Raw genomic sequence first — 25518 nt, forward strand, 5'->3', positions numbered from 1 at the left:
TGGTGTAACAGGTCACGTTGTTCGCAGCTCCGCGCTCCCGAATAACGGGAAACCAGATATTCGGTCGAATGCACCTGTTCCGGCATTCGAAACAGTAGTGGTAGGCCTCCGCGACCGGTGGCCGCAGAGACCCGCCAGATCAACCTTCAGTCCTCAGTGGACGGAAGAAGGACCGCAACTCGCCGGCCACCTGTGCCGGCTCCTCGTGCGCCAAGAAGTGCCCGCCGCGTCGCGGCGTGCTCCAGTGGCGCAGGTCTCGGTAAACGCGCTCGGCGAGGCTCTTCGGGAAGTCCGCGAACGCGGGTTCGTGGCTCGACGTGACCGCCCCGGGCACCGCGATCGCCGGTACCGGGTCGTTGCGGTGGTAGTTGCACTGCCGGAACGACGAGCCGATGGTGCCGGTGGCCCAGTACGGGGTCGCCACCGTGCGCGGCGGTATCGGTCAGCGGCCCAGCGACGCGCAGCATCGCCACGAAGCTGCTCGGCCAGCCGTGCGTCAGGACCAGCGGCATCGGCTCGGGCGCGCACCTTGCGCGCTTGCCCCGCAGATGCCCGAAATGCACCTGCCACCCGGCGACCTGCCACCCGGCGACCTCGGCGACGCGCTCAACGCCTACCCGCACTACGGGTTCGCGCCAAGCGTGCGCGCAGGTCGTCGGGGACTTCGCCGGAAACGGAAATGCGAAAAGGCTGAATCATTCATCCTTCATCCAGAGCACGTTCGTGGAACGGCCCTCCTGGATGACGGTCAGACAGCCGCCGCAGCCAGGAACGCCCGGGTGGGACCGGTCGTGGTCATCGGGCTCACCTCCTCGCGTCGCGGTCGGCAGCACCCTATTGCATTGATCGCCGTGCACGAACATCGCTCGTGAGTGACGGTTCCGTAACAACCGGAACCATCACTCACGAGCGCAGCCGGTCAGCCGCCGCGCACCGACAGGCCGGTAGCCATCGAGGCGATGCCGGACGCGACACCGGCCGCATCGTCGATCTGCTGGTCGTCGTCCTGCACGCCGGGGCAGGCGAGATCGGCGAGCGCCGAGGCCGCCTTTCGCCCGAGGCCGCGAACGATGATTCGGATACCCATCGAGCAGGCCTTCTGCGCCAGCGCACTGGCCTTCTCGTGGTCCGCCAGCGCCCCGTCGCTGAAGATGCACAGCACGCGGTCGCCCGGGTATTCCGGCAGCACGTCGATGCCGAGCTGCAGCGCGTGTGACAGCACGGTGCCGCCGGCCGCTTTTGCCTTTCGGAGCACGGAGATCACCTCGTCCAGCTGGGCCTCCGGCGGCACGTACTCCTGCACCCCATCGGACCAGAGCACCAGCCCGCTCTCGTAATGCGCGCCTTCGGCCTCGGCGAGGAACTGCTCACCGCCGGCGATGGCCTGGGACAGCAGGCCGCCGCTCATCGAGCCGCTCACGTCGATGCACAGCAGCACGTGCCCGCCGTACCGTTCCTGCAGCTTTGGCAGGTGTGGGCCCGGTGGGGACTGCGTCAGGCCGATCCCGCCGAAGTTCCGGCGAATCCACGAACTCATCGCTCCCCCTTCAGCACCGCACCGACAGACCGGCGATGGTCTCGGCGAGCTGCTCGGTCTCCGCGCCGTCGACGACACCGTCCACATAGGCCTCCAGGTCCAGCGCCGCGCCGCCGAGCGGTTCCCGCGCGGTCACCGCGAGCAGGCCGTCCGCGCTGACCCGCAGCGTCACCTCGATCACCGAACCCGCGGGGAGCGGCGGCAATCCGGCGAACTCGCCGTCCAGCACCCGCCGGTTGTGCTCGACCTCCGGCGACTGCACGTCGCCGGACTGCTCGAACACCTGGATCCGCACCGATCGCTGCCGGTCCACGATGGTGGCGAACCGGGCCTTCGCGACGGCGGGCAGCGGTTCGTTGCGGTGCACGAGGTGTTCGACGAAGCTCCGCAGCTTCTCGTCGTGGCTGTCCTCGATCAGCACGCCGAAGCTGCGTGGCACCACTGCGGCCGTGGTCCGGGCACCGGCCTGCGACGAGGCGAGCCGACGCGCGCGAACGGCTGCGCCGGAGACGACCGCCAGGTCCGGGTCGACGATCTTCGGGGCGCGGCCGAGATGTGCTTGCAGCGCCGTGCGAATCGCCGGCATCTTGGTGGCGCCGCCGACCAGCAGCACCTCGTCGATCCGGGACACTCCCTTCTCCGCAGCAGCGGCCAGCGCCCGGTCCACGATCCGCAGGGTGCGGTCCACCAGGTCGGCTCCGAGGTCTTCCAGCGTCTTCCGGTCGATGTCGAAGCTCGCCGCAGCAGCTCCGCAGCGCAGCCCCACCCTGCGCCTGGTGACCGTGCTCAGCTGGCGTTTGACCTGCTCGGTGGCGTCCTGGAGCTGCTGCTGGAAGTCCTCGTCATCCGGGTCCGCGTCCGGGAACTCGCGGGCGAACGCGTCCGCCAGGTGCTCGGCGATGCGCTCGTTCCAGTCGGTGCCGCCCAGTCTGCTGTCGCCGTCGGTGGCCACCACGTGCACCTCGCCGGCGGCCACTCGCAGCACGGTCGTGTCGAAGGTGCCGCCGCCGAGGTCGTAGACGAGCGCGGCGCCCGATTCGGCCTGGGTGGCGTAGTGCAGCGCCGCCGCGGCGGGCTCGCTCAGCACCTCCAGCATGTCGATCCCGGCCAGCCGGGCCGCTTGCAGCGTGGCCTCGCGTTCCCGGATCCCGAAGTACGCCGGTACGGTGATCACCGCCCGGACCGTCTCATGTGGACCGAAGCGGGCGATGGCGTCGTCGACGAGGCTGCGCAGGATCAGCGCCGACACCGATTCCGGCGTGTGCCTCGCGCCGTGGAACATCAGCTCGAATACGGTGCCCATCCGGCGTTTGATCAGCTCGACGGTGTTCTCCGGGTCCAGGCTCTCCCGCGCCGCCGCGCCGACCACGGCCGTGTCGGCGGACGCGAAGTGCACCACCGAGGGCGTGGTGAGCTCGCCCAACCGATTGCGGACCACCTCGACATCACCGTCCACGATGCACGCCACCGCGGAGTAGGTGGTGCCGAGGTCGATGCCGAGCGTCAGCTCGTCAGCCATTGTTCAGCACCGAGGTCACGACGTCGGCGCAGCTGGTCGCCGAAAACAGGATGCTGGCCAGCATCGCGATCGCCAAGACCACGACCAGCAGCCAGCGGGACATCCGGTAGTTCACCGGGGGACGAATGCTCATACCGCCTCCGTGGTCGGTTTCTCGTCGCGACCGAGGGCGAAACCGCCGCGCCCCAGCAGCCAGCGGAACGGCGCGGCCGGGGTGAGCCGGTGGCCGGGCCTGGTCCCGGTGACCGACGAGACCACGAAGTAGCGGACCTCGGCGAAGTCCCGCTCCGCGGCCAGCACGAGGTTGTCCAGGCCCGCGGTGTTCAGCCAACCTCGCACCGCCCCGGCGCACAGGTCGGCGGCCCACGGCAGGTCGGTCAGCAGGTCCGCCTTGACCACGGCGATCGCCAGGGCGCGCCGTTCGGTCTCGACCCCGTAGTCGCGCAGCCGCCGGGCCGTCACGTGGTAGACCTGCTCGGGGTCGCCGTTGGCCGGGTGCGCCTCTACGAGGCGGGATTCCAGCGCGCCGCCGAGCTGGTCGCGCACCCAGCCGATGGCGAACGGGTCGACCACGAACACCAGTCCCCCGGCGTGGTCCAGGAATTCCAGCTCGCTGTTGTCGTCCCGGTCGAGGTAGAACTCGCCGGCCGCGTCGAAGAGGTGCACCAGCGCTTGGCCCCGGGACCTCCCCGAACCGCCGCGGGTGAACCGGACCGTGATCGCCGGGGGCAGCTGCCCGGCCGGGGTCTTCGCGGTGTCGCCGCCGCTGGCGATCAGCTGCTCGCCGTGCTGGAAGGCCTGCCTGCTGGTGTCGTCGACGAAGTCCAGCACCACGCCTTCGGCGGCGGCCACGTCCCGGAGCGTGACCAGACCTGCGTGCACGAGCCGGGTCTTGCCCGCCGACACCGGGCCGAAGACCGGCATCCGGATGTCGGTGACCGCGCCCGAGCCGCCGCGCAGCGGCCGGTCGCACCGCTGGCAAAGCGCCTCCAGCTGCCGGGACGCCCGCAGCACTGTCGTCGGGAGCTTCGCGCCGCACCCGCAGGTGCGCGACGCCGCGCCCAGCACGCCGGGCCGGATGTCGTGGTGCACCACCTGGCACGCGCTGCACCGGTATGCGGGGACTGCCATCACGTGGTAGCACACCGGACAGCTCCCGCTGGCCTTCCGCATCCGCCGCACGACGTGGTCGTAGCCGCGCAGGGCGCCGACCACCGCGGCCCACCCGAGCCAGCCGAGGCCCAGGGCGATCGCGCAGATGACCACCACCTCGACCGCGCCCAGCACCGCACCCAGCGTGACGCCGGACCAGACCAGGATGGTCAGGCCGATGCTCACCCACTTGAGCTTGCTGCCGTTGCCGTAGTTGAAGCCCCACCGCCAGCCGCGCACGATGAAGCCGGAACCGTTGTGCCAGGCGGCGATCAGGTCGCGGCGCCACTGGGCGGCGAGGTAGCTCGGCCAGGCCCAGTCGCGCGGAAACGGCCCCTTCGGCTCGCGCAGCCCGGCGGTGCCGTTGACCACGTCGTTGGGCGTGACCAGCACCGGAAGCCTGGAACCGCGCCCCAGCAGCACCTGGCACGTCGCGACGAACGCCCAGGAGCTGCCGATCAGCATGAAGACGGGGAACAGCCAGGCGACGATGGTGATCACAACCGAGGCGATCCAGAGCCCCAAGCACAGCAGCAGGATGCCGCCGATGATGTACGGCATCACTTCTCCCGTCTGCGGAACAGCCGCCGAGCGAGCTCACGGGTGCGGGTCGGTTTGGGCTTCTGCTGCGAGTACTCCTGCAACCACTCGTGCCAGGCGGCGGCGTCCTCGGCCGCCACGCCGCGCAGTAGCTTGCTTATCCGCCGGTAGTCGGACTGCTTGTGTTTGCCGGCCCAGCGTTCCAGGGCCTTGTCGAACGCTTTCCGCACCTCTTCGGAGGTGGTGTCGTGCCAGGCGGTCAGGAACGCCAGCACGACCGCCTGGTCCCGCCGCGACGGCTCGGCCTGCTCGTCGTTCCACACCGCGGGCAGCGCGTGGACCAGCATCTTCTGCAGCTGTTCGCCTCCCTGCTCGGTAGCGTCCAGCGTGGCTTGCGGCGAGGCGCCGATCAGCGCTGCGATGATCTGTTCCGCGCGGGCGGTGAAGACCTCTTCGGAGACGTCTTTCAGTGCCGCGGCATCGGTTGCGGCACCCTTGCGGGTGACGGTGCTCAGCCAGGACCGCAGCCGGCTGTCCTCCTCCCACAGCTTGCGCAGGTTCTCCCGGTCGCCGATGTGGTGGCCCAGCATCCGCAGGACGTCCAGATATCGACCGGACACTTTGGACTTATCGAGTGCCGCGAATGCCTTCTGCGCCACGGAATCCGAAACAGCCGTAGAAGGAAGCACGGTGAGGAAATCCTTCACCTCGGCCATGGTGGGCGCCGAATTCCGGAACAACGCCTCCCACACCGCTTCGCCGGTACCCGGCCGGTCCGGTGCGCGCAGCTGCTCACGGAAGCGCTCGATGGTCTCCTGGCGGGCCGGACCGCCCGCGGCCACCGCCGCTGCGCCGATCGCCGCGTCCAGCGGAATGAAGGGGTCGCTGAGAGTCGGGGCGAGCAGCCGCCACCAGCGGTCGTTGATCGCTTCGACGACCGCGGCCGAGTTCGGGCCGGTCAGGCGGCGGGTCAGCGCGTCGCGCAGCAAGTCGGTCATCTCCGGGCCGCACGTCCAGCGCGCCGGGTCGAAACCGGCGTGCGGGTGCTCGGCCCACCACTCGACGAACCGCCCGGCAGCCTCGCCGAACCTCCCCACTCGGGGCCGCACGTCGAACCTGGTCGCTGTCCGCAGCAGCAGGTTCATCCGTTCCGGGGCGACAGCGCCGGCGGCGGCCTCGACCAGGGCGCAGGTCTCCTCCGCCTCGTCCGGGCTCCACGGCCGCGGCGCGAGCGGCGGCCGGGCGTCGGCCGGGGTGCCGCGCACGATCTCGTCGATCTCCGCGCGCAGCAACGCGATCCGCACCCGACCGGCCTGCGCCGTGTTGGTCTCCGCCAGTTTCGCCAGTACCGGCAGCCCGGGCGAGGCGGCCAGCACGGCATCCAGCACCGGCTCTACGACGTCCGTCGCGGACACCGACGGCACGGCGACCAGCCACTCGGCCAGCGCCAGCGCGGAATCCTGCCCGGAAACGGTCTCGTCGAGCATCAGCACCCCGGCGGCCAGCCGATCCGCCGCGATCGGCGGCGTCCCGCCCCGGCCTCGTGCGAACTGGTACGACAGCTCGATGGCGTCGACCACGTCGTAGGGGTCGGCGCCGAGGAAGCGCGGCGCCCAATGCCGGGCGGCGGCGGTCGGCTCGACCTTCCGGTGCTCGCCGCTGACCAGGTTGAACACCGCGTAGTCGGAGTTGCGGTCCGGGTCGGCCAGCGATCCGGCCCAGTCCGGGTGCACCGCCAGCACCTCGTGGCCGCTGTACTGCGGATTGGTCGCGAACACCCGGAAGCCCACCCGCAGCGCCCGTTCCTGCGGCAGCAGGAGCGTTCCGGCCGCGATCCAGCGCACCGCGGTCTCCGCGTCCTCGCTGACGAACACCAGCCGGGGCGCGCCCTCGTCGTGCACCCGGTCCATCGCGGAATGCACGGCGAGCAACCAGGATTCGCCGTCCTGCTGGCCCAGCACCCAGTCTCGCAGCGCCTCTACGCCGAGCGGGCCGGCCTCGGGTTCGGCGGGCACCGACTCGCACTCGGTTGTCTCCGCAGGTTCCTCGACCCACCACCGCGCGCCCCACAGCTGCGCGGGCCGGATCGGCCCGTACAGCTGCGGGTCGGCGGTGGCCAGCGCATGGGTGAACTGGTTGCCCTCCCGCACGCCGCCGGTCTCCGCGCCCAGGTAGATCCCGCGGGCGGTCGCGTAAACCGCGCCGTGCACGTGGACCAGCGAAGGCGGGTAGTCGGAGACTTCGCGTTTCTCGCGCATCCAGCCGACCGGGGCCTCGTAGAGCGCCGAGCGCTGCACCGCGGTCATCATCTCGTCGGTGGTGCCCGGGGTGACGGCCTGGAACTGGAATCCCGCGCCGCCGCGCAGTCCCTGGCCCGGTCGGCAGTCGGTGTAGTACAGCGACTGGAACTCGCGCCCGCTCATCGTCGGCTCCGTTCGATGATCCCGAAGTGGCTGAGCAGCCACAGCAGTGGTTCGTCCACGCGGAACGGCCGCACCCCGGCCGGGTCGATCTGCTTGCGGCCATAGTCCGGTTCCGCACCCAGCGAGGAAACCGCGAAATAGCGGAACGCCTGGTAATGCGCCCGCAGATGCCCGTCGAGGTCGTCGGCGCCGAGCTCGGCCAGCAGCGCCCGCAGGTGCTCGTCGGCGTCCTGACCGCCCGCCTCGTCGTATTCGGGCCCGGTGGCCGGCGGGCGCAGCAGCGGGTGGTTGTCGCCGAGCATCCCGAAAAACGCGTCGATCTTGGAGAACACCACGGCGATCGGGGTGCCGATCTTCTTGCGGTCGCTGAGCCCGACGCTGGAGCGCAGCATCTCGGTGACCCGGTTGAGCACATTGACCGGCGGCTCGGCGTCGCGGCGGCCGACGTCCGGCACCGCGATCCGGTCCTGCGCACCGGGCAGCTGGAACGGGTCGAGGAGCACGATCAGCCCGTCCGCCGCGGTCAGGTAGGCCTGGCTGTTGACGAACTCCTGGGTCGTCATGTCCTCGCCGGCGGCGTCGTAGAACGACAGCGTCGTGGTGTTGTGCACCTGGCGGCCGAACTGCACGCGCGGCTGCCGCCACTGCATGACCAGCGGGATGCGGATGCCGTCGGCGGAGCTGGCGGTGGACTCGAACAGCGCCCGGTCGCCGAACAGGGCCTGTTCGTAGCGTTCCAGCCACTGGGCGGTGCCGACCCCGGCCTGCTCCCCGGCGAAGGAGATGTCGGCGTCGAAGCGGCGCCGGATATTGTGCCGCAGTTCGTGCACCAGCACCGTGGTGTAGACGGTCTTGCCGGCGTTCTTGCCGCCCACCACCCCGATCAGCGGGCTGCGGCTGTCGGCGAAGTTGGCGGGCAGCGGCGTGTGGCACACCGGGCAGGCTCGGATGCCGCTGACCGTGCCGCAGTCCGGGCACGGCGCCCGGCGCGGCGTGCGCCCGAGCAGGGCCTTCGCAGCGGCGAAGGCCGGCCAGGAAGCGGGGGCGTAGCCGGTGAGCCGCTGCCGTTCAGGGTCGACGACCTTCCGGCACTTCTCCTTGCCGGGTGCGGGCCGACCGGTGCACTGGAACCACAGGTTGCTCGCGGGAAACCGGTGGTAGCAGTAGGGACAGGCGAGTTTGGCCATCAGAAGCCTTCCCCGGACTCGTTCCACGCGGCAAACCGACCGACCACCCCGTTCCACCGCGATTTCAATGGAAATCGGAGGTCCGATTTCCATTGAAATCGCGGACCTCCGGAGTGTCGGTCCGTCGACACGCCGGAGGTTGTGGAGAACTTCCGCAATTTCCATTGAAATTGCGGACCTCTCCACGTCGAGACGGCGACGGGCTTCGGGGTCGGTTGTGCCGCATCGAGGATGTGCATCAGGACACCTTCAGCTGGGAGATCGGCGGATCGATCAGCTCGATACCGGCGGCGTGCACGAAGCACCGCAGCCAGAACGGTTTCCGGCGCGGCAGTTCGACGGTCAGCTCCAGCGGTTCGCGGAGATCGTGGACACCGCGGTGCAGGACCTGGCCGTCATCGGGTTTGAGCGGCATGACGCGGCCGGGCGCGACGACCACCAGCACCGTGCAGTCCGGCACCGGCTGGTCGGCGGTCAGCACGATTCGCGCGGTGCTCGTGCCGAACAACCGGTTCTGCCGTTCGACCCGGTAGCTGACCTGCGGCGGCGCCCCGGGCACCTCCAGCGCGGCGGGCAGCGACCGGCTTTCGCCGTTGTCGGCGGTCGCGATCGCCGACACCTGCGCGCGCACGGTGCCGGACCCGGCGCCGATGCGGCAACCGCCGTCGGCCTGGTACTGCTGCCGGGTCAACCGCAGCTGCCCGCCTCCGGTGCCGGCCAACGCGTTCGTCCAGGTCACTTCGGCCATCCGAACGTCTTCCGGCCACACCCAGGACAGCACCAGCTCGCCGCCGAAGCGCCGCGCGTCCAACGAGGTGACCGGCGGCAGCGTCGCCGCGACACGCGCGGTGTGCCGCACCGGCACGACCTCGGCCGAGACTTCGGTGCCGTCCGGACGGCGGTACCGAGCGGTCAGCAGGTAGGTGCAGTCACCATCAGTGTCCACTGTGGAATCGCGAAAGGCCGTGCCACCGCTGGTCGGCACCGGAACGTCCGCGGATTCCCCGTCGCGACGCCGCCGCACGTCCACGCCGACGGCGTCCCGGTGAACGACCCAACTCCCCTCGACCGCCCCGCCGCGAACGGCCAACCGCACCTTGTGCACGGGCGGCAGCACGTCGATGGTCGCCCCGACCGGCCGGGACCAGACGCCACCGTCCCCGGCGGCGAAAACCGCGTACCCGACGCTCCCGCCGGCCGCCACGGCGGCGTCCACCACCGCCGTCTCCCCGCCTTCGGCGACTACGTCGCCGTCGTCGGCGTCGCCGGGTATCCGCCCGGCTCGGCGCATCACCCGGTACCGGGTGCCGCCGTCGTGGTCGGGCTTTGCCCGCCACGACACCCGCACCCCGACGCCTTCCGGCTGCGCCGTCACGGCGTCGACCGGGCTCAGCGGGATCCGCCGCAGCTCCGCCGCTATCGCGTCGTCGTCGGCGGCGAGTCGCGCGGCTTCGCCGAGCTGGCGCCGGGCTTCGCCTTCGGCTCCGCCGCGCAGCGCGCGGTGCGCGGCTTCGCGCAGCTGCCGTACTTGCTCCGCGTGCCGGTCGACGGCCGCTTTCGCGGCGGTCGCCTCGTCGGCGTCGGTGATCGCTGCCAGGGTCTGCTGGGCGGCGATGAGCTGGCCGTCGGCTAGCAGCTCGGTGACCCTCTGCAAGCCGGTGACCGGTGGCGCGGTGGCGCCGGTTTCGCTGAGGACGCTCACCACGACCTGCCGGACCTCGCCCGCGTCCAGCCCGCTTCGGCCGAGCACCTTCAGCAGCGCGCTGGCGGGTGCGCCGTTCTCGCGGAGCCGGCGCACGTCGTCGAGGAGGTGGTAGAGCGCCACCGGCCGGAGGTCCGCGCCGTCCTTGCCGACCGCCGTGTTGAGGATGCCGAGCGCCTCGCGGGCGGCCTGGTTTCCGGAGCGCCGGTTCTCCCGGTCGATGGCCTGCTGGATGGCTTTCGCGGTGAGTCCGGTCGGGAAGGACGGGGTGCTCTCGAAGTCCACCAGGAGCCGGTAGTTCTCGAGCTTGCCGTGCAGGAGTTCGGGAATTCCGGTGACTTCAGCGTCGCCCAGCAGGGCTTTCAACCGCCGGAACAGGGTCTCGGACAGGCCGCTGATCTTCGGAAGTTCCCGCGGTGTCGCGGTCTGCACGCCGGCCTTGTCCAGGGCCTGGTCGACCTCGGCGGGCGCCAGCTGGCCGAACGTCTCGCGCATCGCCGCCAGCTGCCCGGGCGTGATCAGGCCGAGTTCGCCGAAGTTCGCCTTCAGCATCCCGACGAGTTCGTCGATCTGCTCCTTACTGGCGCCGGCCCGGTCGTTGTTCCGGTTGCGCCACCATGACATGCCGGACATCGCGTCGCCGTGCGCGCGCCGCAGCTCCTCGTCCTCGCGCAGGAACGCCTTGTAGACGCTGGTGGTGAAGCTGGACTTCGCGGTGGACTGGGCGCTCTTGTTCCAGTGCGAACGGACCTGGGTGAGCCGCTGCGCCAGCTCCGCGTCGGAGCAGCCCGGCTCGACCGCGTACCTGGTCAGCAGGTCGTCGGGTAATCGGCCACTGCGTCCCCGCAGCGGCCGCACCACTTCGCGCTCGTAGGCCTTGGGATCGAAGGGTTGCATCGGATCCTGCCTTTGACCTCTGTTCGATCTTCATCTCGGACACGGCGCAGCCGCCGCCGCAGGTTCTCAACTGTGTCCTGCGGGGACACCCCGCACCCCGGGCAACCTCGCGGAGGACAGGCCCGACGCGGTGAATCGGGCGCGCGCCAGGGGCGGGGTCCCGCCCCTGGTGCGGATTCTCAGCCGGAGACCGTGATCCCGGCGACCACCTTCTTGGCCTCGGCGACCTCCTCGTCGCTGCGCACACTCACCCGGACCTTGATGTCCAGCGACTTGCCGGTGGACGGTTCGGCGGCGGTCAGCTCCAGCAGGCCCTCGTCGTCGACCGTCATGCGGATGTTCACCAGCGATCCGGCGGGCAGCTGCGGCAACCCGTCGATGAGCCCCTTGCCCTCGTTGATCGGCTTGTTCTCGTCCAGGTCCGGCCCGGCGACCACCCCGGACTGCTCGAACAGCTCGATCATCACGCTGGTCTGGCCGTCTTCGACGGTGACCGCCTCCAGCACGCGCTCGTCGGTGGGCAGCGAGTCGTTGGCGTGCACGAGGTGCTTGACGAAGTGCTTCGTCGGCTTCTGCTGCCAGTCCGGGTCGCTGGTGTCGACCAGCTTCACGCCGAAGGCCTTGGGCAGCACGTTGCGGGTCTGTTTGGCGGCGAGGTTCTCCAGCGCCTTGACCGAGATCCCGGTCTGCTGCGCCACGTTCTGCACCGCGTCCGCGACACCGGTGGTGCCCTGCTCGGCGGCCTCGGTCATCTCGCGGTGCACCACGCGGCCCAGCGCGTACAGCGCGGCGCCCTTGGCCACCGCCAGGTCCGGGTCGTGCAGCTTCGGGTCCCAGCCGAAGTCGGCGCGCAGCCGCTCGGCGACCGCGGGCATCTTGGTGGACCCGCCGACCAGCAGCACGTCGTCGATCTGCGCGCCGGGCTGCTTGTCCTGCAGGGTCGCCAGGGTGCGCTTGAGGATGTCGACGGTCTTGTCCAGCAGGTCCTGGGTTTCGGTCTCGAACTGGGCGCGGGTCACCTCGACGCGGGCGCTGACCCCGGCGCCGCGCAGCGCCACCGCGCGGGATTCCGCCTTGGACAGCTGCTTCTTGGTCTCCTCGGCGGTGGTGGCCAGCGACTGCATGAACTCTTCGTCGTCGTCGGCCTCGGTGCCTTCCGGCGCCTGCTCCAGGAACTTCGCCAGCAGGTGGTTGCGCAGCCGCGTGTCCCAGTCCGCGCCGCCGAGGTTGTCGTCGCCGTCGGTGCAGATCACCACGATCTCGTCGGAGGACACCCGGATCACCGTGGTGTCGAAGGTGCCGCCGCCGAGGTCGTAGACCAGGATCGTCTTGTCCTCGGCGTCGGTGGTCGTCTCATAGTGCAGCGCCGCCGCCACCGGCTCCGGCACGATGCCGATCACGTCCAGCCCGGCGATCTGACCGGCGTTCTTGGTCGCGCTGCGCTCCAGCATGCCGAAGTAGGCGGGCACGGTGATCACGGCGCGCGTCGCCTCGCCACCTGTGTGTGCGGCGGCGTCCTGGGCGAGCTGCTTGAGGATCAGCGCCGAGATCGACTCCGGGGTGTAGGTGGTGCCGTCGAACTGGAACTCGGCGTCGCTGCCCATCTGCCGCTTGATCAGCGACACCACCCGGTCCGGGTCGATGATCGCGGAATTCTTCGCCACCGACCCGACGACCACGTTGGACTCGTTCTCGAAGAACACCACCGAGGGCGTGGTCTCGTTGCTGTCGGTGTTGCGGCAAACCGCGGGTCGGCCGGTCTCGTCGACGTACGAGATGGCCGAATAGGTGGTGCCCAGGTCGATGCCGAACACCCTCAGGTCGCCGTCAGACATCTGCGCTCATCCCCTCTGCTCGCGGGTCGTTCTCGGTGGCCGCGGTTTCGGCGCTCCAGCGGTACACGTGCACCCGCGCGGGGACGGTCACGCGATCGGTAGTGGTGTCCAGGTATCCGTCGGAGACGACGACGGCGATCCGCTCGTGCTGGGCGGGGTCGTCGGCCGGGAGGACCTTGATGGCGCGGTGCTCGCGCGGTGCGAACTCGGCGCCGATCTCCGGTCGGATCGGGGCGCTGCCGCAGCGCTCCAACGCCTGCTCCGCACTCAGCGCGAAGGATTCGAACAGGTCAACGACCTGCTGGCGGCCGATTTCGGCGGGCAGCAGGCGGGCTTGGTGCAGCAGGTCCTTGCGGAGGTTCTGCAGATCCTTGGTGATCGGGCGCAGCACGAGGTTCTGCTCCCCGGCGCGCAGCCGCTCCACCTCGGCGTGCAGCTTGTCGATGACGCCTTCGCGGGCGGCGGCCCGCTCGTGGTGTTCGCGGACCTGCTCGGTGAGCGCGGCGACCGCCTCGGCCAGCTGCGCGACCGGGTCCGGCGGTGCGTCGGGTAACGGCTCGCCGGATTCCTCGGGCTGTTCGCCGGATTCCTCGGGCTGTTTGCCGGATTCCTCGGGCTGTTTGCCGGATTCCGGTTCGACCGCCGAATCAGCGTGGTCGTCCCTGAGCTCAGCCGGGTTTTCCGGCGGCCCGACCAGTTTTCTCGCCGCCTCGGCCGACCCTTTCGCAGGCTCAACCGGGTCATTCTCCGATCGGGCCGATCCAGGCGGTTTCTCGGTCGATTCGACTGCCGGTTCGCCCGCCGGCACCGCCGGTTCCCGCGCGGCGCCAACCGGCTCGCCGGTTTCCGGCTGCCGCTCGTCGTGCCCTGGCTCGTCGCGCATGACCTCGCCCGCCTCGCTGCTCTCCGCTGTCGCGGAGTGACCCGTTGATGATCACCAAGCCTAGTACCGCCAAACCCCGTTCAAGCGGGATTCACGGAGTTTGACGGCGGCGCAGCGAAAGCGGTTCCCGGCTCCGTTTGCTCCGAACCGGTGAGCCAGGGCCCGTGAGTGCTTTTGGGGGTTATCGCACCCAAAAGCACTCACGGGCCCTGAACAGCGGAAACAGCAAGTTCTACCGGGTGGCGGCGCATCGGGGCGAAGACCGCCGCCGCCCGCGTGCTCACCGCGCGGCGAGCACGTCCTCGCGGAACACCTGCGGGGCGATCCGCACGCCGCCGGCGAAGTTGCGCTCCACCTCGGCGATCTCGTCCGGGTTCGGCTTCGCGTTGTCGCAGTCCGGCCCGGCGCTGGCGCCCGACATCAGGTCCTCGCACTCCCCGGTGCGGTTGTCCGGCAGGCCGAGGAGGTGGCCGAGCTCGTGCGCCGCGATGCGGATGGTGTCGTGGCCCTCGTTCACCGCCTGGCGACCCATCCAGACCCTGCCCTGCCCGAGCCCGATCACCTCGGCGCGCGGCCAGCCGTCGTCGGCGAGCACCACGACGTCGGCCGCGCCGCCGGTGGCGGGCTCCAGCCGGAGGTTCTGCACGTTCTCGTTCCAGACGTTCGCACCGGCATCCACCGCGTCGCGGAATTCGGCCGCCTGGCCGGCGTCGTAGGTGACGACCGGGACGTTCTCCGGGACGTTCTCCGGGACCGCCGCCGCGGCTGCGGCCGGGATGCCCAACACGACGAGAAATGCGACGAGAAATGCGACGAGCAGACCGACAACGGGTCTTGACGTCCGAGGCAGTTTCATCTGCTGACCTCCTAGCGAACCGGATCACGTTCCCCCCGAACGTATTGGCCTCGACCAACCCGACGCAGTTGCCTGGCGTAGATGTGCCACAACGCGAATTTCCCGGAATAGAAGAAAGTTGTTGAGGGAGCTGGTTCGCGAGGCCGTGCGGGTAGCAGAACCCCGGACGACGTCCGAGAACCCGCGGCGCGAGCTGCGCAGGTGGGCCAAGCGCCTCCGGCGCTTGCTCACGCCGTATGCGTTTCGGGAATAGCGGTTGCGGTTGGCCGCGGGGCGGAAAAGGGACTCCACCAAAGCGATGATTCCTGTGGAGGACGGGAAATTACGTGGCCAGTTGTTCCGCGCAACCCCAGAATGAACTAGTACCAACGGAACTTTGGGAGGATGACGCGATGGCCGACGACCTCAAGCCCATGCCGCAGGACTGGCACCGCGCGCTGGCCATCGTTGCGCACCCCGACGACCTCGAGTACGGCTGCTCGGGCGCAGTGGCGGCCTGGACCGCGAGCGGCCGGGAGGTCGCCTACCTGCTGGTGACGCGCGGCGAGGCGGGCATCGACGGGGTCACACCGGAGGACGCCGCGCCGCTGCGCGAAGCCGAGCAAATCGCCAGCGCGGCCGAGGTCGGCGTGCGGTCGGTGGAGTTCCTCGATCACCGCGACGGCGTGATCGAGCACGGCCTGCCGCTGCGGCAGGACCTGGCTCGCGCCATCCGCGAGCACCGGCCGGAACTGGTGATCACGCTCAACCACCACGACGACTGGGGGCCGGGCAACTGGAACAGCGCCGACCACCGCGCGGTCGGCCGGGCGGTGCTGGACGCGGTGGCCGATGCGGGGAACCGCTGGATCTTCCCGGAACTGGTCGAGCAGGGTTACGAGCCGTGGCGGGGCGTGCGCTGGATCGGTATCGCCGCCCCGCCGCACCCGACGCACGCCGAGGACATCACCGGCACCCTGGACCGGGCGGTGGCCTCGCTGGCGGCGCACCGGACCTACCTGGAGGCGTTGAGCGACGAACCCGCCGAGGAGCACGCCCGTGGTTTCCTCGAAGCAGCCGTCCACGAGCACGCCGACCGCTTCGGCGGCCGGGCGTGCGTGACCTTCGAACTGATCGGAGAAGCATGATCATCGACGCCCTGGATCAAGCGTGGCGGGCGTGGGCCGAGCTGGGCAGCAGCCTCGACGAGACCCGGTGGCAGCGGCCGACCCGGCTGCCTAGCTGGACGGTCAAGGACGTCTACGCCCACCACAGCGGATTCCCGGCTGCGACCGGCGCGGCCTTGGACGCGCCGGAAGCCGAGGGACAGGTGACCCATAACGACGCCGCCGAACTGCTCGCGTTCATGCAGCAGTCCGGCGGCGTCGCCGAGCAGACGGCCGACCTCCTCCGCGACCAGGCGACCGAGCAGGCCGCAGCGACCTCGACCGGCGAGCTGGTCGCCGAGTTCACCGAGGTGGCCCCGAAGGTCGTCGCCGCGTTGCGGGGCGCCGATCTGAACCGCCCCGTCGACTACGGCGGCGTTGCCGTGGTGCCGGCGGGTGAGGCGCTGCGGATCTTCGTGATGGAGGCGGTGGTGCACTACTTCGACATGGCCACCGCGCTGGACCTCCCCGTGCCCGGGCCGATGGAGGGCGAACCGCTGCGCGAGACGGTGCACCTGCTCACCGACACCGCAGATCCGGTCGCCTTCGTCGACGCGGCCACCGGGCGCGGCACACCAGGCATCTTCCCGATCATGCGCTGAAGGTTTCCGCTGGTCAGGTCCCGTGAGTGGTTTCGGGTGCCATGGCACCGCAAAACGCTCACGGGCATCTACCAGGCGAAACAGCGGTATGACAGCGGGTGGTAGCGCGGGTAGCATCGCGGTATGAAAGTGAGTGTGAGCCTGACCGAGGAAGACGTCACCTTCGTCGACGAGTACGCCCAGCAGATCGGCGCGCCATCGCGGTCGGCAGTGATCCATCAGGCGATCAACCTGCTGCGCAACGCCGGCCTGGAAGACGCCTACGCCAGCGCCTGGGAGGAGTGGGACGGCAGCGCCGACGCGCAACTGTGGGACGCGACTGCCGCCGACGGAATCGCCGATGCGCCGCGGTGACCTCTACTGGGTCGACTTCGAACCCATCCGCGGCTCGGAAGCCAACAAGACCCGCCCCGCGGTCGTCATCAGCAACGACGCCGCGAACCGCGGCGCCCAGCGCGCCGGGCGAGGAGTGATCACCGTCGTGCCGGTGACCTCCAACATCGACCACGTGCACCCGTTCCAGGTGCTCCTGCGGGCCGCCGAATGCGGCCTGCCCAACGACTCGAAGGCCCAGGCCGAGCAGGTCCGGGCGGTCGCGGTCAACCGCATCGGCAACCGCATCGGAACCCTGCCGCAGAACACGCTCGCCAAGCTCGAGAGCGCCCTCCGACTCCACCTCCGCCTGTAGTCGACGGCCCTAGGGGCCGGGCGAAGCGAACGGCCTCTCCACCTCTTCTAGCGACACAAACGGTCCGTTCACCCCACCCACCGCGCCAAAGCTGGAAGGAGCGAACGGCCTGTTCGCGTCTTCTAACGAGGCGAACAGGCCGTTCGCTCCAAACCGCGATGGGTGCCGTTTCAGCCCAGCACGGGCAGACCGACGGCGGCGTCCACCGCGATGGCCACGAACAGCAGCGCCAGGTACGAGTTCGACAGGTGGAACAGCTTCATCGGGTTGAAGGCCTGGCCGTTGCGCACCGCCGCGTGCAGCCGCTGCGCGACGATCAGGAACGCCGCCCCGCCGAGCACCGCGAACGCCACGTACACCCAGCTCGTCACCGGCACCAGCAGCAACGTGCAGCCCACGGTGGCCCAGCTGTAGGCCAGGATCCGCGCCGACACCTGCCGCGCGGTGGCGACCACCGGCAGCATCGGCACCCCGGCGCGCGCGTAGTCGTCCTTGTACTTCATGGCCAGCGACCAGAAGTGCGGCGGCGTCCACAGGAACACCACGCCGAACATCACCAGCGCGGGCCACTCCACCTTGCCGGTGACGGCGGCCCACCCGACCACCACGGGCATGCAGCCGGCCGCGCCGCCCCACACGATGTTCTGCGAGGTCCGGCGCTTGAGCACCAGCGTGTAGACGAAGACGTAGAACAGCAGCGCGGCCGTGGCGAGGATCGCCGCCAGCAGGTTCGCGCCCAGCCACAGCACGGCGAACGACACCACGCCGAGCACGATGCCGAAGACCAGCGCGTTGCGGCGCGGCACCTCGTAGCGCACCAGCGGGCGCTTCTTGGTCCGGTTCATCACCGCGTCGATGTCGGAGTCCGCGACGCAGTTGAGGGCGTTGGCGCTACCGGCGGACATGGCACCGCCGACCAGCGTCACGATGACCAGCCACAACGATGGGACACCGCGCTGCGCGAGGAACATCGCGGGAATCGTGGTGACCAGCAGCAGCTCGATGACGCGCGGCTTGGTCAAGGCCAGGTAGGCGGCCACCACGCCGCGACGACGACCGGCGGCCGGCGCGGGCTGCGAAGTGGCGGATTCCGGAGCGGCTGTCATGAGGCGTGCGATTCCTCCGACTTCGCGACGCTGCGCGGCGCGGTGATCGGCTTGCCCGCCAATCGCAGCTCGTGCCAGTGCGTCACCTTGCGCTCGGCGACGAACGCGCCGAACGGGATCGTGCCGGCCAGCAGCACCAGCAGCATCCGGCCGATCGGCGCGCGGAGCTGGGTGGTGGCGACCACTGCGACGAGCAGGTACACCATGTACAACCAGCCGTGCGCCACGCCGATCCGGAAGGTCCACGTCTCACCGAGCTGCTGGGTGGAGGAATCCTCCGACCACAAACCGACGTAGTGGCCGTACTTGAGCACCATCGCGGCGCACAGGAGGATCAACAGCACCGCGGTGACGTACGCCATGATCCGGTAGAAGGCCAGCACACCAGGCTTCACGCCAATCCCTCAATCCCGCCTCGTGCCTAGAAAGACCGGTGTCAATAGACCGTACGCCACGGGCCCGAGCGCCTGCGCCGGACCTCGGCCAAGAGTGGCGGCGCACACCTTGAGAACTGTATCTAGTGACCAATTTGCGTGGGTGGTCCCGTAGCGGAACCTCAGACGCCCCCTCGGTCCGGCATCCCCGACTCATGCATGCCCAAACGCCACGCTGGGGGCTGTCTTCCCGAGACGACCCCCGAGAACCCGGGTGGTCACCTCGCATGCGCGGGCCAGGCGGCTTCGCCACTTCAAGAACAACTGGCGAGCGGCTAGATCATCCGGTACGCCTTGGCGATCAGTTCGAACGAGTGCAGCTTGCTGTCCCGGTCCGGCACGTTCGCGGTGAGCATCAGCTCGTCGACTCCGGTGCGTTCGCGTAGCTCGTCGAGCCCGGCCCGGATGGACTCCGGAGCGCCGTAGACGGCGTCTGCCAGCCAGCTGTCGATGAAGCTCTGCTCCAGCTCGGTGTACGGGTACTCGCGGGCCTCCCGACGGGTCGGCTGCTTGCCGGGCATGCCCCGCCGCAGCCGCAGCATGCTCAGCGCGACGGGCCGGATGATGTCCAGCGCTTCCTCGTCGGTGTCGGCCGCGACGGCCTGCACACCGATCAGCGCGTACGGCTCGGCCAGCACTTCCGAGGGCTGGAAGGACTGCCGGTAGAGCTGCAGCGCGGGCAGCGTGTTCTGCGCGCTGAAGTGGTGCGCGAAAGCGAACGGCAGGCCGAGAGCGCCGGCCAGTTGCGCGCTGAAGCCGCTGGAACCGAGCAGCCACACCGGCGGCATGGGGCCGTGCGGCACGGACTGGATCGCGGCGTACGGGTGGTCGACTGGGAAGTCGTCGTCGAGGAAGGCGATCAGTTCGCCGAGCTGCTGCGGGAAGTCGTCGGCGGACAGCAGCCCGGTGGTGCGCCGCAGGGCCCGGGCGGTGGCCTGGTCGGTGCCGGGTGCGCGGCCGACGCCGAGGTCGATGCGGCCGGGGTGCAGCGCCTGCAGGGTGCCGAACTGCTCGGCGACGACCAGCGGCGCGTGGTTCGGCAGCATCACGCCGCCGGAGCCCAGGCGCAGGGTGGTGGTGTGCGCGGCGAGGTGCGCGATCACCACGGCGGGCGCGGAGCTGGCGATGCCGGGCATGCCGTGGTGCTCGGCGACCCACAGCCGGTGGAACCCCCACTGCTCGACGCTGCGGGCGAGCTCGGTGGTGGTGCGCAGGGCGTCCGAAGGGCCGTGCTCGACGCCGACGGTGGACAGGTCGAGCACCGACAACGCCGCGGGCGAGTCGCCACGGGCCAGGCCCTTGATCGGGTCGTCCTGCTCTGCGGTCGCGCTGCCCGACTCGGTGCGCTCCGGGGACGCATCAGTTTCCATCAGTGCCTACAACCGCACCCGGCCGAACATCATTCCCGCTGTGCCCGCGATTACAAGACCCGCGGTTTCAATTTTTCAATTGGAACCGCACCAGTCCCCACCCGGGACCTGGTCCCGGGCCCCGGGTTTGACCCCAGTTTTTGAAACCGGGGTCGATCCCGGGGTGTCAGCCTCGGGTGAGGACGTAGTCGCGGGCGGGGCGGGGAGCCTGGCGGCGGGTGCGGATCGAGTCGCGGATCTCGCCCGCCCGAACCGATCCGTTGGACAGCAGCGACGACGTGAGGCCGTGGGTGTGCCCTCGATGAGCATTGCCCTGGTGCCACCCGAACGCCGCCTGGCGCTCGAAGAATGCGCCGTTGAGGCGGTCCGCTGCGGACGCGGTGCGGTTGTGCTCCTCGATGGCGATGGCCAGCGCCAGGTTAGACGGTCCGAAACCGATTCCCAGCACGTCGTGGATTCTCTCGTCGACCGCAGCCACGTATTTCCCTCAGCTCGCCGGCACCCGTTTTTCGGGCACCCGGATTTGCCGGCGAAATCCGCTGGATCCCGGCGGTGCCGGACCGGTCGTGGTTGTGCTTGTCGTGGTGCTCTGTTTTTGGCCATGCCGTACTTCCAGTAACCGATGGCGAGCACCGAATTCGCGTCCATGCGCGTTCCGCGCGCAGGTGCCGGCGGATGCCCCGGACGATGCCGGACTCCCCCGCTACTCAAGCCGAAACGTCCACGCCTGCTGGCATTTCCAGCCCTTGCACGGCGTCGATCAGCCCCTGCGAGCGGCCTGCGGCCGCCCCGTCGCGGCGCAGCCAGGTCCACCACAGGTCCGGCGGGGTTTCGACGTGCTGCTGGCCGGTGGCGTCTCGCCGACCTCGACTAACACCTGGCCGCGCGCGGTGGGCGGCAGGCCTTCGACGATCGCGGAGATCGCGGGCAGCGCCGTTTCGTCGCCGACCGAACAGCATGGTCAGCGCGACGGGGCTCATACCCCGCCGCCGGCGCCCTGCAGCACCCGCGCGAGGGTCAGCGGCGGCAGGTCGTTGGCCAGCCCGCACAGCGCCGATGCCACGACGAATACTCCGAAGGCACCGAGGAAAACCCGTTTCGTGCCGAAGCGGTCGCCGAGCCAGCCGGAGACCGGGATGCACACCGCCAGGCTGACCAGGTAGCCGACGTTGACCGCCGAGGTGGCGCTTGGCGGCACGGCGAACTCGGCGCCGATGGCCGGGAGCGCCACGTTGACGATCGTGGCGTCCATGCCGTTCATGAACATCGCCGCCACGTAGCAGACGCACACGGCCACCTGCGGGCGCACGCCGCGGAGCGGCACCACCATCAGCGCGCGGGCCGCATGTCGGTCCAGTTCACCTCGATGTGGTCCACGCAGGACTCCCGGTCGGCCGGGCCGTGCGCGATGGTCCACCCGGCGGGCACGGCGATCGCAGCGGGCCACAGCGAGTACTGGTCCTGCTCGTTGATCAGCGCGTAGTACTCCGCGGCCGGATCTTCGAACGGGTTCGTCATCGTCGTGCTCCTTCATTGTTCACCCAACACCCACCGTGTCCCCCAACCCGGAGGGGGCGCAATTTCGCGAGAAATTGACGTTCACCCGGGTGACGGTCAATTTCTCGCGAAATTGGCACCCCGGTCACCGGGCGGCCTCGGTCAAGGCCGGGTCGACGATCGCGGCGATCTCGGCGAGCGGGCCGCATTGCGTCATGTCCTTGTGCTCGCAGGCGATGTCGTGGTTGTGCACCGTGCCGTCGACGTACGGCTGCCACATCTGCGCGGTCAGCGAGGCCTTGGCCGGGCTGACCGTGGCGGTGAAGAACAGCACGTCGCCCTGGAACTTGTCGTGGTCCACCTCGTTCTCCAGCACCGCGCAGTTGGCGAAGTTGTCGATGATCGCCGTGATGCTGTGCTCTTCGAGGTTCGCCGGCGCGGTGCCCTCGGCAGACAGGATCTCCATCACGTCCGCCCTGGTCAGCGGCCCCTCCCCGAGCTCCGCGAGGTCGTAGCCGGCCATGTAGAGCAGCGCCTTCAGCGCCTCCTCCTTGGCCGGCAACACGTCCCACGCGTCCTTCGGGTAGGAGTCGAGCATGCACAGGAACCGCACTTCCTCGCCCTGCGCCTGCAGCTGGGTGCTCATCTCGTGGGCGACGACGCCGCCGAAGGACCAGCCGAGGAAGTAGTACGGCCCGTGCGGCTGCACCTGCCGGATGTGCTCCAGGTATTCGGCGGCCATCTCGTGCAGGCTCCCCGCGACGGGCTTCGGCTCCGCGAGCCCGCGCGACTGGATGCCGTAGATCGGCCGCGCGGCGTCGATGTGCTTGAGCAGCCCGGAGAACGGCCACGCCGGCCCCGCCTCCGGGTGCACGCAGAACAGCGGTTCCTTGCTGCCCTCGGTGCGCAGCGGCAGCAAGATTTCCAGAGCGTCGCGCGAACTGTAGGACGGCAGCCGGTCCGCCAGGTGCGCCCGCAGTTCGCTCGGCTCGGCCGCACCGACGGTGTAACCGACCAGCCGCTTGTCGCCGGGCTGGTCCTCGCGCACCACGACGGCGGCCTGCCGCACCTGCGGATGCGCCGCCAGGTTCGCCTCGATCTCGCCGAGCTCGATGCGGAACCCGCGCACCTTGACCTGCTGGTCGGCGCGGCCGACGAACTCGATGCCGCCATCCGCCCGCCACCGGCCCAGGTCGCCGGAGCGGTACATCCGGGTCCCCGGCGCGCCGTGCGGGTCCGCGACGAACCGCTGCGCGGTCAGCCCGCGCTTCCCGAGGTAGCCCCGGGCCAGGCCTTCGCCTGCCACGTACAGCTCCCCGACCACGCCCGGCGGCACCGGCTGCAGCAGTCCGTCGAGCAGGTACACCCGCAGGTCGGGAATGCCGCGGCCGATCAGGCTGCCGTCGCGGCGGGCGACCGCCTCGCGGTCGAGCTCCACATAGGACACGTGCACGGTGGTCTCGGTGATCCCGTACATGTTGATCAGCTTCGGCGACCCGGGGCGCCGGTCGTACCAGTCGTCCAACCTGGACAGTTCCAGCGCTTCTCCGCCGAAGATGACGTACCGCAGCGCCAGCTCGGTACCCGGCGCCTCCCGATCGGCCTGGCTGAGCTGGTAGAACGCCGAAGGCGTCTGATTGAGCACGGTCACGCGCTCGCGGTCGAGCAGCCGCAGGAACTCCTGCGGCGACTGGCTGACCTCGTGCGACACCACCACCAACCGGCCGCCGTGCAGCAGCGCGCCCCACAGCTCCCACACCGAGAAGTCGAACGCGTGGGAGTGGAACAACGTCCAGACGTCGTTGCCGTCGAAGGAGAACCACGGTTCGGTCGCGCTGAACAGCCGGACCACGTTGTGGTGCGGGATCGACACGCCCTTGGGCTGCCCTGTCGAGGCGGACGTGTAGATCACGTAGGCGGCGTGCTCGGAGGTCAGCGGTCCCCGCTCGCCGGCCTTCGGATCGCGTTGCGAGTGCCGGGAGATCTCCTCGACCTCGACCGGATCGTCCAGCAGGATGGGGGTGAACCCGTCCGGCAGCCGCGCCGCGTGCTCGGCGTCGCTGATCAGCAAGGCCGGCTGCGCGTCCCCGATCACGTAGCGGATCCGCTCGGCCGGATCCCCCGGGTCCAGCGGCAGGTACGCGGCACCGGCCTTCAGCACCGCCAGCAGCGCCACCACCAGTTCTACGGATCTCGGCAGCGCCAGCGCGACCAGTTGCTCCGGCCCGACGCCGTGGTCGATCAGGTGGTGCGCGAGCTGGTTGGCCCGCGCGTCGAGCTCGGCGTAGGTGAGGTTCTGCTCGCCGAAGGTGACCGCGACTGAATCCGGGGTGCGCTGGGCCTGCTCCTCGAACAGTTGCGGCAGCGGCGCCGCCGGGGGCGCGCCGACATCGGCGATCGGCGCGTTCCACTCGTTCAGGATCCGGTCGCGCTCTTCGGCCGAGAGCAGGTCGATCCGGCCGACCGGAGTGTCCCCGGCGCAGTCCGAGAACACCTGGAGGAACCGCAGGAACCGCTCGCGGTGCGCGGTCAGCTCCGTCTCGCCGTAGCGCTCGGGGTTGGCGTCGAACTCGAAGCGCAGGTCGCCGCCGGAGTTGTGCACCTCGATGGTCAGGTCGTCGACCGGCCCGGCCGCGAGGTTGTGCACGGTCGCCGGGCTGTCGCCGAAGGTGAGCTCGTGGTCGAAGGACCTGATGTTGATCACCGGCCCGGACAGCGGCCGGTCCGAGCCCAGCAGCTTCAGGTCGCGGCGCAGGTCTTCGCTGCGGTAGTTCTGGTGCCTGCGCACCTGCCGCACAGCCTTGACGACCTGCGTGATCAGCTCCGCGCGCGTGGTGTCCGGGGCGATCCGCAGCCGCAGCGGCAGCACGTTGACGACCATGGCGGGCACCCGCAGCGCAGCCGACCCGAGCGGGCCCATCACCGGCAGTCCGAGCACGACGTCGGTGGCCCCGGTCATCCGGTGCAGGTAGGCGCCGAAGGCGGCGATGAGCGCGTCGGACCAGATCGCCCGGCTTCCGGTCGCGGCGAGGGCCAGGGCATCGGCCGCGCCGGAGGCGTCGGCCTGGCGGTGGAAGGGGTGCGCGGTGGCGCTCGAATCTCCGGCCAGCGACGCGACATCCGGCCGGTCCGCGAACTGCTCCCGCCAGAACTCCGTGTCCTGGCGGAACTTCGGCGACTCCCGGTACTCCCGTTCCGCATCCAGCAGCGATCGCAGCGAGCCGAACGGCGACGGTCCGGAATCCGCCGAGCTGTACAGCTCGGAGACCCGCCGGATGAGGAGCGAGAAGCCGTACCCGTCGATGGCCACGTGGTGGATCCGCTGGTACCACCACCAGCGCTCGTCGCCGAGCTTGAGCAGCGCCGCGGTCCACAACCGGCCGCCGTCGGCCCTCGACCGCGTCAGCTCCACCGGTTCCCGCAGGTCGGCTCGCATCCAGGCGAGCGCCCGCGCGTCGGGATCGGCGGCGTCCGAGCAGCCGATCACCGGGACGTCGAAACCATCGGCCTCGTCGATGACCTGCCGCGGCTCGCCGGCCTCGTCGACCACCCGCATCCGCAGGGCCTCGGCCTCCTCGACAACCCGCCGGAGGGCCGCCGCGAAGCGGGTGGGCTCCACCGGCCCGTGGATCTCCACGTACTCGGCGGTGTTGAAGATCGGGTTGTTGCGGTCCAGTTGCTGCGCGAACCAGATCCCCGACTGCGCGGCGGACAACGGCAACTGCTCGTCAGCACGACCCGGCATCGTTCTCCCCACGATCAACAAGGCAAGTAAGGCTTACCTTACTTATGATCCGATCCGGAGTACAGCTGCTGACCGTATCGACCGACGTGGGACTACTCACCCGGCGCGGAGCGGCCAAACACCATCAGCGCGGAATTCTTGTTCGGCAACCCCACTTCCGCAGCTCGCCCGAACCCGGCCTTGCCGAACGCGCCCACCGAAGCTCCATTGTGGACGCCGGGCTCGGCGGCGACCCGGCCGCAGCCCGGAACCGTTGAACGCGGCGAGATCGGTCAGCGTCGTGCTGGTCAACCAGTGCCGCACCAGCCATTCCGCGTCCGGATACGCCTCGGCGATGGCCCGCAGCCGATCTGTGAGGTCGGCGATCAGGCCCGTCTCGTGCACGACACCACGCCGCTCC

The 25518-nt window shown here is 70.0% G+C and carries 24 protein-coding genes and 1 pseudogene; 4 read left to right on the top strand and 21 right to left on the bottom strand.

Annotation, left to right across the window (positions count from 1 at the left end):
• Positions 1–139 precede the first annotated feature (139 nt).
• From DL519_RS47120 to DL519_RS23870, 12 genes and pseudogenes are all read right to left on the bottom strand, one after another.
• Positions 140–424, bottom strand: a complete 285-nt coding sequence (locus tag DL519_RS47120; RefSeq protein ID WP_223840479.1) for a hypothetical protein — start codon at positions 422–424, stop codon at positions 140–142.
• Positions 425–479: 55 nt separating this feature from the next.
• Positions 480–623 (bottom strand): annotated as a pseudogene (locus DL519_RS50315) (epoxide hydrolase N-terminal domain-containing protein); the annotation flags it as partial.
• Positions 624–919: 296 nt separating this feature from the next.
• Positions 920–1537, bottom strand: a complete 618-nt coding sequence (locus DL519_RS23825; RefSeq protein WP_190818061.1) for a vWA domain-containing protein — start codon at positions 1535–1537, stop codon at positions 920–922.
• Positions 1538–1547: 10 nt separating this feature from the next.
• Entirely contained in the window at positions 1548–3056 is a 1509-nt protein-coding gene (locus DL519_RS23830; protein ID WP_190818063.1) for an Hsp70 family protein, read from the bottom strand.
• A complete protein-coding gene (locus tag DL519_RS23835) occupies positions 3049–3189 on the bottom strand; it encodes a hypothetical protein (RefSeq protein WP_190818065.1) in 141 nt (46 codons plus the stop codon). The genes DL519_RS23830 and DL519_RS23835 overlap by 8 nt, the downstream gene beginning before the upstream one ends.
• Positions 3186–4769: a TRAFAC clade GTPase domain-containing protein gene (locus DL519_RS23840; RefSeq protein WP_190818067.1), complete on the bottom strand. Its 1584-nt coding sequence runs from the start codon at positions 4767–4769 to the stop codon at positions 3186–3188. Before DL519_RS23840 ends, DL519_RS23835 begins: the two co-directional genes overlap by 4 nt.
• Positions 4769–7171 (bottom strand): GTPase-associated protein 1-related protein, encoded by a 2403-nt coding sequence (locus DL519_RS23845; protein WP_190818069.1) that lies wholly within the window; start codon positions 7169–7171, stop codon positions 4769–4771. Before DL519_RS23845 ends, DL519_RS23840 begins: the two co-directional genes overlap by 1 nt.
• A complete protein-coding gene (locus DL519_RS23850; RefSeq protein WP_190818071.1) occupies positions 7168–8358 on the bottom strand; it encodes a TRAFAC clade GTPase domain-containing protein in 1191 nt (396 codons plus the stop codon). The genes DL519_RS23845 and DL519_RS23850 overlap by 4 nt, the downstream gene beginning before the upstream one ends.
• Positions 8359–8596: 238 nt before the next feature.
• Positions 8597–10957, bottom strand: coding sequence for a fibronectin type III domain-containing protein (locus tag DL519_RS23855; protein ID WP_190818073.1), 2361 nt, complete (start codon positions 10955–10957; stop codon positions 8597–8599).
• 179 nt (positions 10958–11136) lie between these two features.
• The gene (locus tag DL519_RS23860) at positions 11137–12792 is read right to left on the bottom strand and encodes an Hsp70 family protein (protein ID WP_190818075.1); all 1656 of its coding nucleotides are present in this window, start codon (positions 12790–12792) and stop codon (positions 11137–11139) included.
• Positions 12785–13675 (bottom strand): nucleotide exchange factor GrpE, encoded by an 891-nt coding sequence (gene grpE / locus DL519_RS23865; protein ID WP_190818077.1) that lies wholly within the window; start codon positions 13673–13675, stop codon positions 12785–12787. Before grpE ends, DL519_RS23860 begins: the two co-directional genes overlap by 8 nt.
• A gap of 280 nt (positions 13676–13955) precedes the next feature.
• A complete protein-coding gene (locus tag DL519_RS23870; protein ID WP_190818079.1) occupies positions 13956–14531 on the bottom strand; it encodes a snapalysin family zinc-dependent metalloprotease in 576 nt (191 codons plus the stop codon).
• A 392-nt stretch (positions 14532–14923) separates the two neighbouring features.
• Here DL519_RS23870 and DL519_RS23875 point away from each other — a divergent pair, with 392 nt between their 5' ends.
• The 4 genes from DL519_RS23875 to DL519_RS23890 all read left to right on the top strand — a co-directional run bounded on the left by DL519_RS23875 (position 14924) and on the right by DL519_RS23890 (position 16966).
• Positions 14924–15658, top strand: coding sequence for a PIG-L deacetylase family protein (locus DL519_RS23875; protein WP_190818080.1), 735 nt, complete (start codon positions 14924–14926; stop codon positions 15656–15658).
• Positions 15655–16278 carry a maleylpyruvate isomerase N-terminal domain-containing protein gene (locus DL519_RS23880; RefSeq protein ID WP_190818081.1) on the top strand — a complete coding sequence of 208 codons (624 nt, stop codon included), beginning with the start codon at positions 15655–15657 and terminating at the stop codon, positions 16276–16278. Before DL519_RS23875 ends, DL519_RS23880 begins: the two co-directional genes overlap by 4 nt.
• A gap of 135 nt (positions 16279–16413) precedes the next feature.
• A complete protein-coding gene (locus DL519_RS23885) occupies positions 16414–16632 on the top strand; it encodes an antitoxin (protein ID WP_223839466.1) in 219 nt (72 codons plus the stop codon).
• The gene (locus tag DL519_RS23890) at positions 16619–16966 is read left to right on the top strand and encodes a type II toxin-antitoxin system PemK/MazF family toxin (protein ID WP_190818084.1); all 348 of its coding nucleotides are present in this window, start codon (positions 16619–16621) and stop codon (positions 16964–16966) included. The genes DL519_RS23885 and DL519_RS23890 overlap by 14 nt, the downstream gene beginning before the upstream one ends.
• Before the next feature lie 170 nt (positions 16967–17136).
• Here DL519_RS23890 and DL519_RS23895 read toward each other — a convergent pair whose 3' ends face one another.
• The 9 genes from DL519_RS23895 to DL519_RS23935 all read right to left on the bottom strand — a co-directional run bounded on the left by DL519_RS23895 (position 17137) and on the right by DL519_RS23935 (position 25502).
• Positions 17137–18072: a heme o synthase gene (locus DL519_RS23895; protein WP_168586883.1), complete on the bottom strand. Its 936-nt coding sequence runs from the start codon at positions 18070–18072 to the stop codon at positions 17137–17139.
• A complete protein-coding gene (locus DL519_RS23900; RefSeq protein WP_190818086.1) occupies positions 18069–18467 on the bottom strand; it encodes a DUF3817 domain-containing protein in 399 nt (132 codons plus the stop codon). Before DL519_RS23900 ends, DL519_RS23895 begins: the two co-directional genes overlap by 4 nt.
• 314 nt (positions 18468–18781) lie before the next feature.
• Complete coding sequence (locus DL519_RS23905) at positions 18782–19876, bottom strand: LLM class flavin-dependent oxidoreductase (RefSeq protein ID WP_190818088.1); 1095 nt, start codon at positions 19874–19876, stop codon at positions 18782–18784.
• 166 nt (positions 19877–20042) lie between these two features.
• Positions 20043–20354, bottom strand: coding sequence for a SidA/IucD/PvdA family monooxygenase (locus DL519_RS50320; RefSeq protein WP_397544969.1), 312 nt, complete (start codon positions 20352–20354; stop codon positions 20043–20045).
• Between the two features lie 229 nt (positions 20355–20583).
• A complete protein-coding gene (locus tag DL519_RS50760; protein WP_263399707.1) occupies positions 20584–20856 on the bottom strand; it encodes a hypothetical protein in 273 nt (90 codons plus the stop codon).
• Positions 20853–21206 carry an MFS transporter gene (locus tag DL519_RS23920; protein WP_190818090.1) on the bottom strand — a complete coding sequence of 118 codons (354 nt, stop codon included), beginning with the start codon at positions 21204–21206 and terminating at the stop codon, positions 20853–20855. The genes DL519_RS50760 and DL519_RS23920 overlap by 4 nt, the downstream gene beginning before the upstream one ends.
• On the bottom strand, positions 21206–21394 hold the full coding sequence (locus tag DL519_RS23925; protein WP_190818092.1) for an MbtH family protein: 189 nt from the start codon (positions 21392–21394) through the stop codon (positions 21206–21208). The genes DL519_RS23920 and DL519_RS23925 overlap by 1 nt, the downstream gene beginning before the upstream one ends.
• A gap of 124 nt (positions 21395–21518) precedes the next feature.
• The gene (locus DL519_RS23930; RefSeq protein WP_190818094.1) at positions 21519–25118 is read right to left on the bottom strand and encodes an amino acid adenylation domain-containing protein; all 3600 of its coding nucleotides are present in this window, start codon (positions 25116–25118) and stop codon (positions 21519–21521) included.
• Between the two features lie 96 nt (positions 25119–25214).
• The gene (locus tag DL519_RS23935) at positions 25215–25502 is read right to left on the bottom strand and encodes a hypothetical protein (RefSeq protein ID WP_190818096.1); all 288 of its coding nucleotides are present in this window, start codon (positions 25500–25502) and stop codon (positions 25215–25217) included.
• Between the last annotated feature and the right edge of the window lie 16 nt (positions 25503–25518).

Origin of the sequence: Saccharopolyspora pogona (genome assembly GCF_014697215.1) — a bacterium.
Classification (GTDB): domain Bacteria; phylum Actinomycetota; class Actinomycetes; order Mycobacteriales; family Pseudonocardiaceae; genus Saccharopolyspora; species Saccharopolyspora hattusasensis.

Excerpts from the sequence above, each read along its gene's own strand:
- DL519_RS23890 (WP_190818084.1), top strand. The coding sequence starts at position 16,619 with ATGCGCCGCGGTGACCTCTACTGGGTCGACTTCGAACCCATCCGCGGC.
- DL519_RS23920 (WP_190818090.1), bottom strand. The coding sequence starts at position 21,206 with ATGGTGGTGCCGCTCCGCGGCGTGCGCCCGCAGGTGGCCGTGTGCGTC.
- grpE (WP_190818077.1), bottom strand. The coding sequence starts at position 13,675 with ATGCGCGACGAGCCAGGGCACGACGAGCGGCAGCCGGAAACCGGCGAG.
- DL519_RS23905 (WP_190818088.1), bottom strand. The coding sequence starts at position 19,876 with ATGGAAACTGATGCGTCCCCGGAGCGCACCGAGTCGGGCAGCGCGACC.
- DL519_RS23930 (WP_190818094.1), bottom strand. The coding sequence starts at position 25,118 with ATGCCGGGTCGTGCTGACGAGCAGTTGCCGTTGTCCGCCGCGCAGTCG.
- DL519_RS23875 (WP_190818080.1), top strand. The coding sequence starts at position 14,924 with ATGGCCGACGACCTCAAGCCCATGCCGCAGGACTGGCACCGCGCGCTG.
- DL519_RS23860 (WP_190818075.1), bottom strand. The coding sequence starts at position 12,792 with ATGTCTGACGGCGACCTGAGGGTGTTCGGCATCGACCTGGGCACCACC.
- DL519_RS23845 (WP_190818069.1), bottom strand. The coding sequence starts at position 7,171 with ATGAGCGGGCGCGAGTTCCAGTCGCTGTACTACACCGACTGCCGACCG.
- DL519_RS23870 (WP_190818079.1), bottom strand. The coding sequence starts at position 14,531 with ATGAAACTGCCTCGGACGTCAAGACCCGTTGTCGGTCTGCTCGTCGCA.
- DL519_RS23825 (WP_190818061.1), bottom strand. The coding sequence starts at position 1,537 with ATGAGTTCGTGGATTCGCCGGAACTTCGGCGGGATCGGCCTGACGCAG.
- DL519_RS23835 (WP_190818065.1), bottom strand. The coding sequence starts at position 3,189 with ATGAGCATTCGTCCCCCGGTGAACTACCGGATGTCCCGCTGGCTGCTG.
- DL519_RS23925 (WP_190818092.1), bottom strand. The coding sequence starts at position 21,394 with ATGACGAACCCGTTCGAAGATCCGGCCGCGGAGTACTACGCGCTGATC.
- DL519_RS50760 (WP_263399707.1), bottom strand. The coding sequence starts at position 20,856 with ATGAGCCCCGTCGCGCTGACCATGCTGTTCGGTCGGCGACGAAACGGC.
- DL519_RS23850 (WP_190818071.1), bottom strand. The coding sequence starts at position 8,358 with ATGGCCAAACTCGCCTGTCCCTACTGCTACCACCGGTTTCCCGCGAGC.
- DL519_RS23855 (WP_190818073.1), bottom strand. The coding sequence starts at position 10,957 with ATGCAACCCTTCGATCCCAAGGCCTACGAGCGCGAAGTGGTGCGGCCG.
- DL519_RS23830 (WP_190818063.1), bottom strand. The coding sequence starts at position 3,056 with ATGGCTGACGAGCTGACGCTCGGCATCGACCTCGGCACCACCTACTCC.
- DL519_RS23880 (WP_190818081.1), top strand. The coding sequence starts at position 15,655 with ATGATCATCGACGCCCTGGATCAAGCGTGGCGGGCGTGGGCCGAGCTG.
- DL519_RS23895 (WP_168586883.1), bottom strand. The coding sequence starts at position 18,072 with ATGACAGCCGCTCCGGAATCCGCCACTTCGCAGCCCGCGCCGGCCGCC.
- DL519_RS23840 (WP_190818067.1), bottom strand. The coding sequence starts at position 4,769 with ATGCCGTACATCATCGGCGGCATCCTGCTGCTGTGCTTGGGGCTCTGG.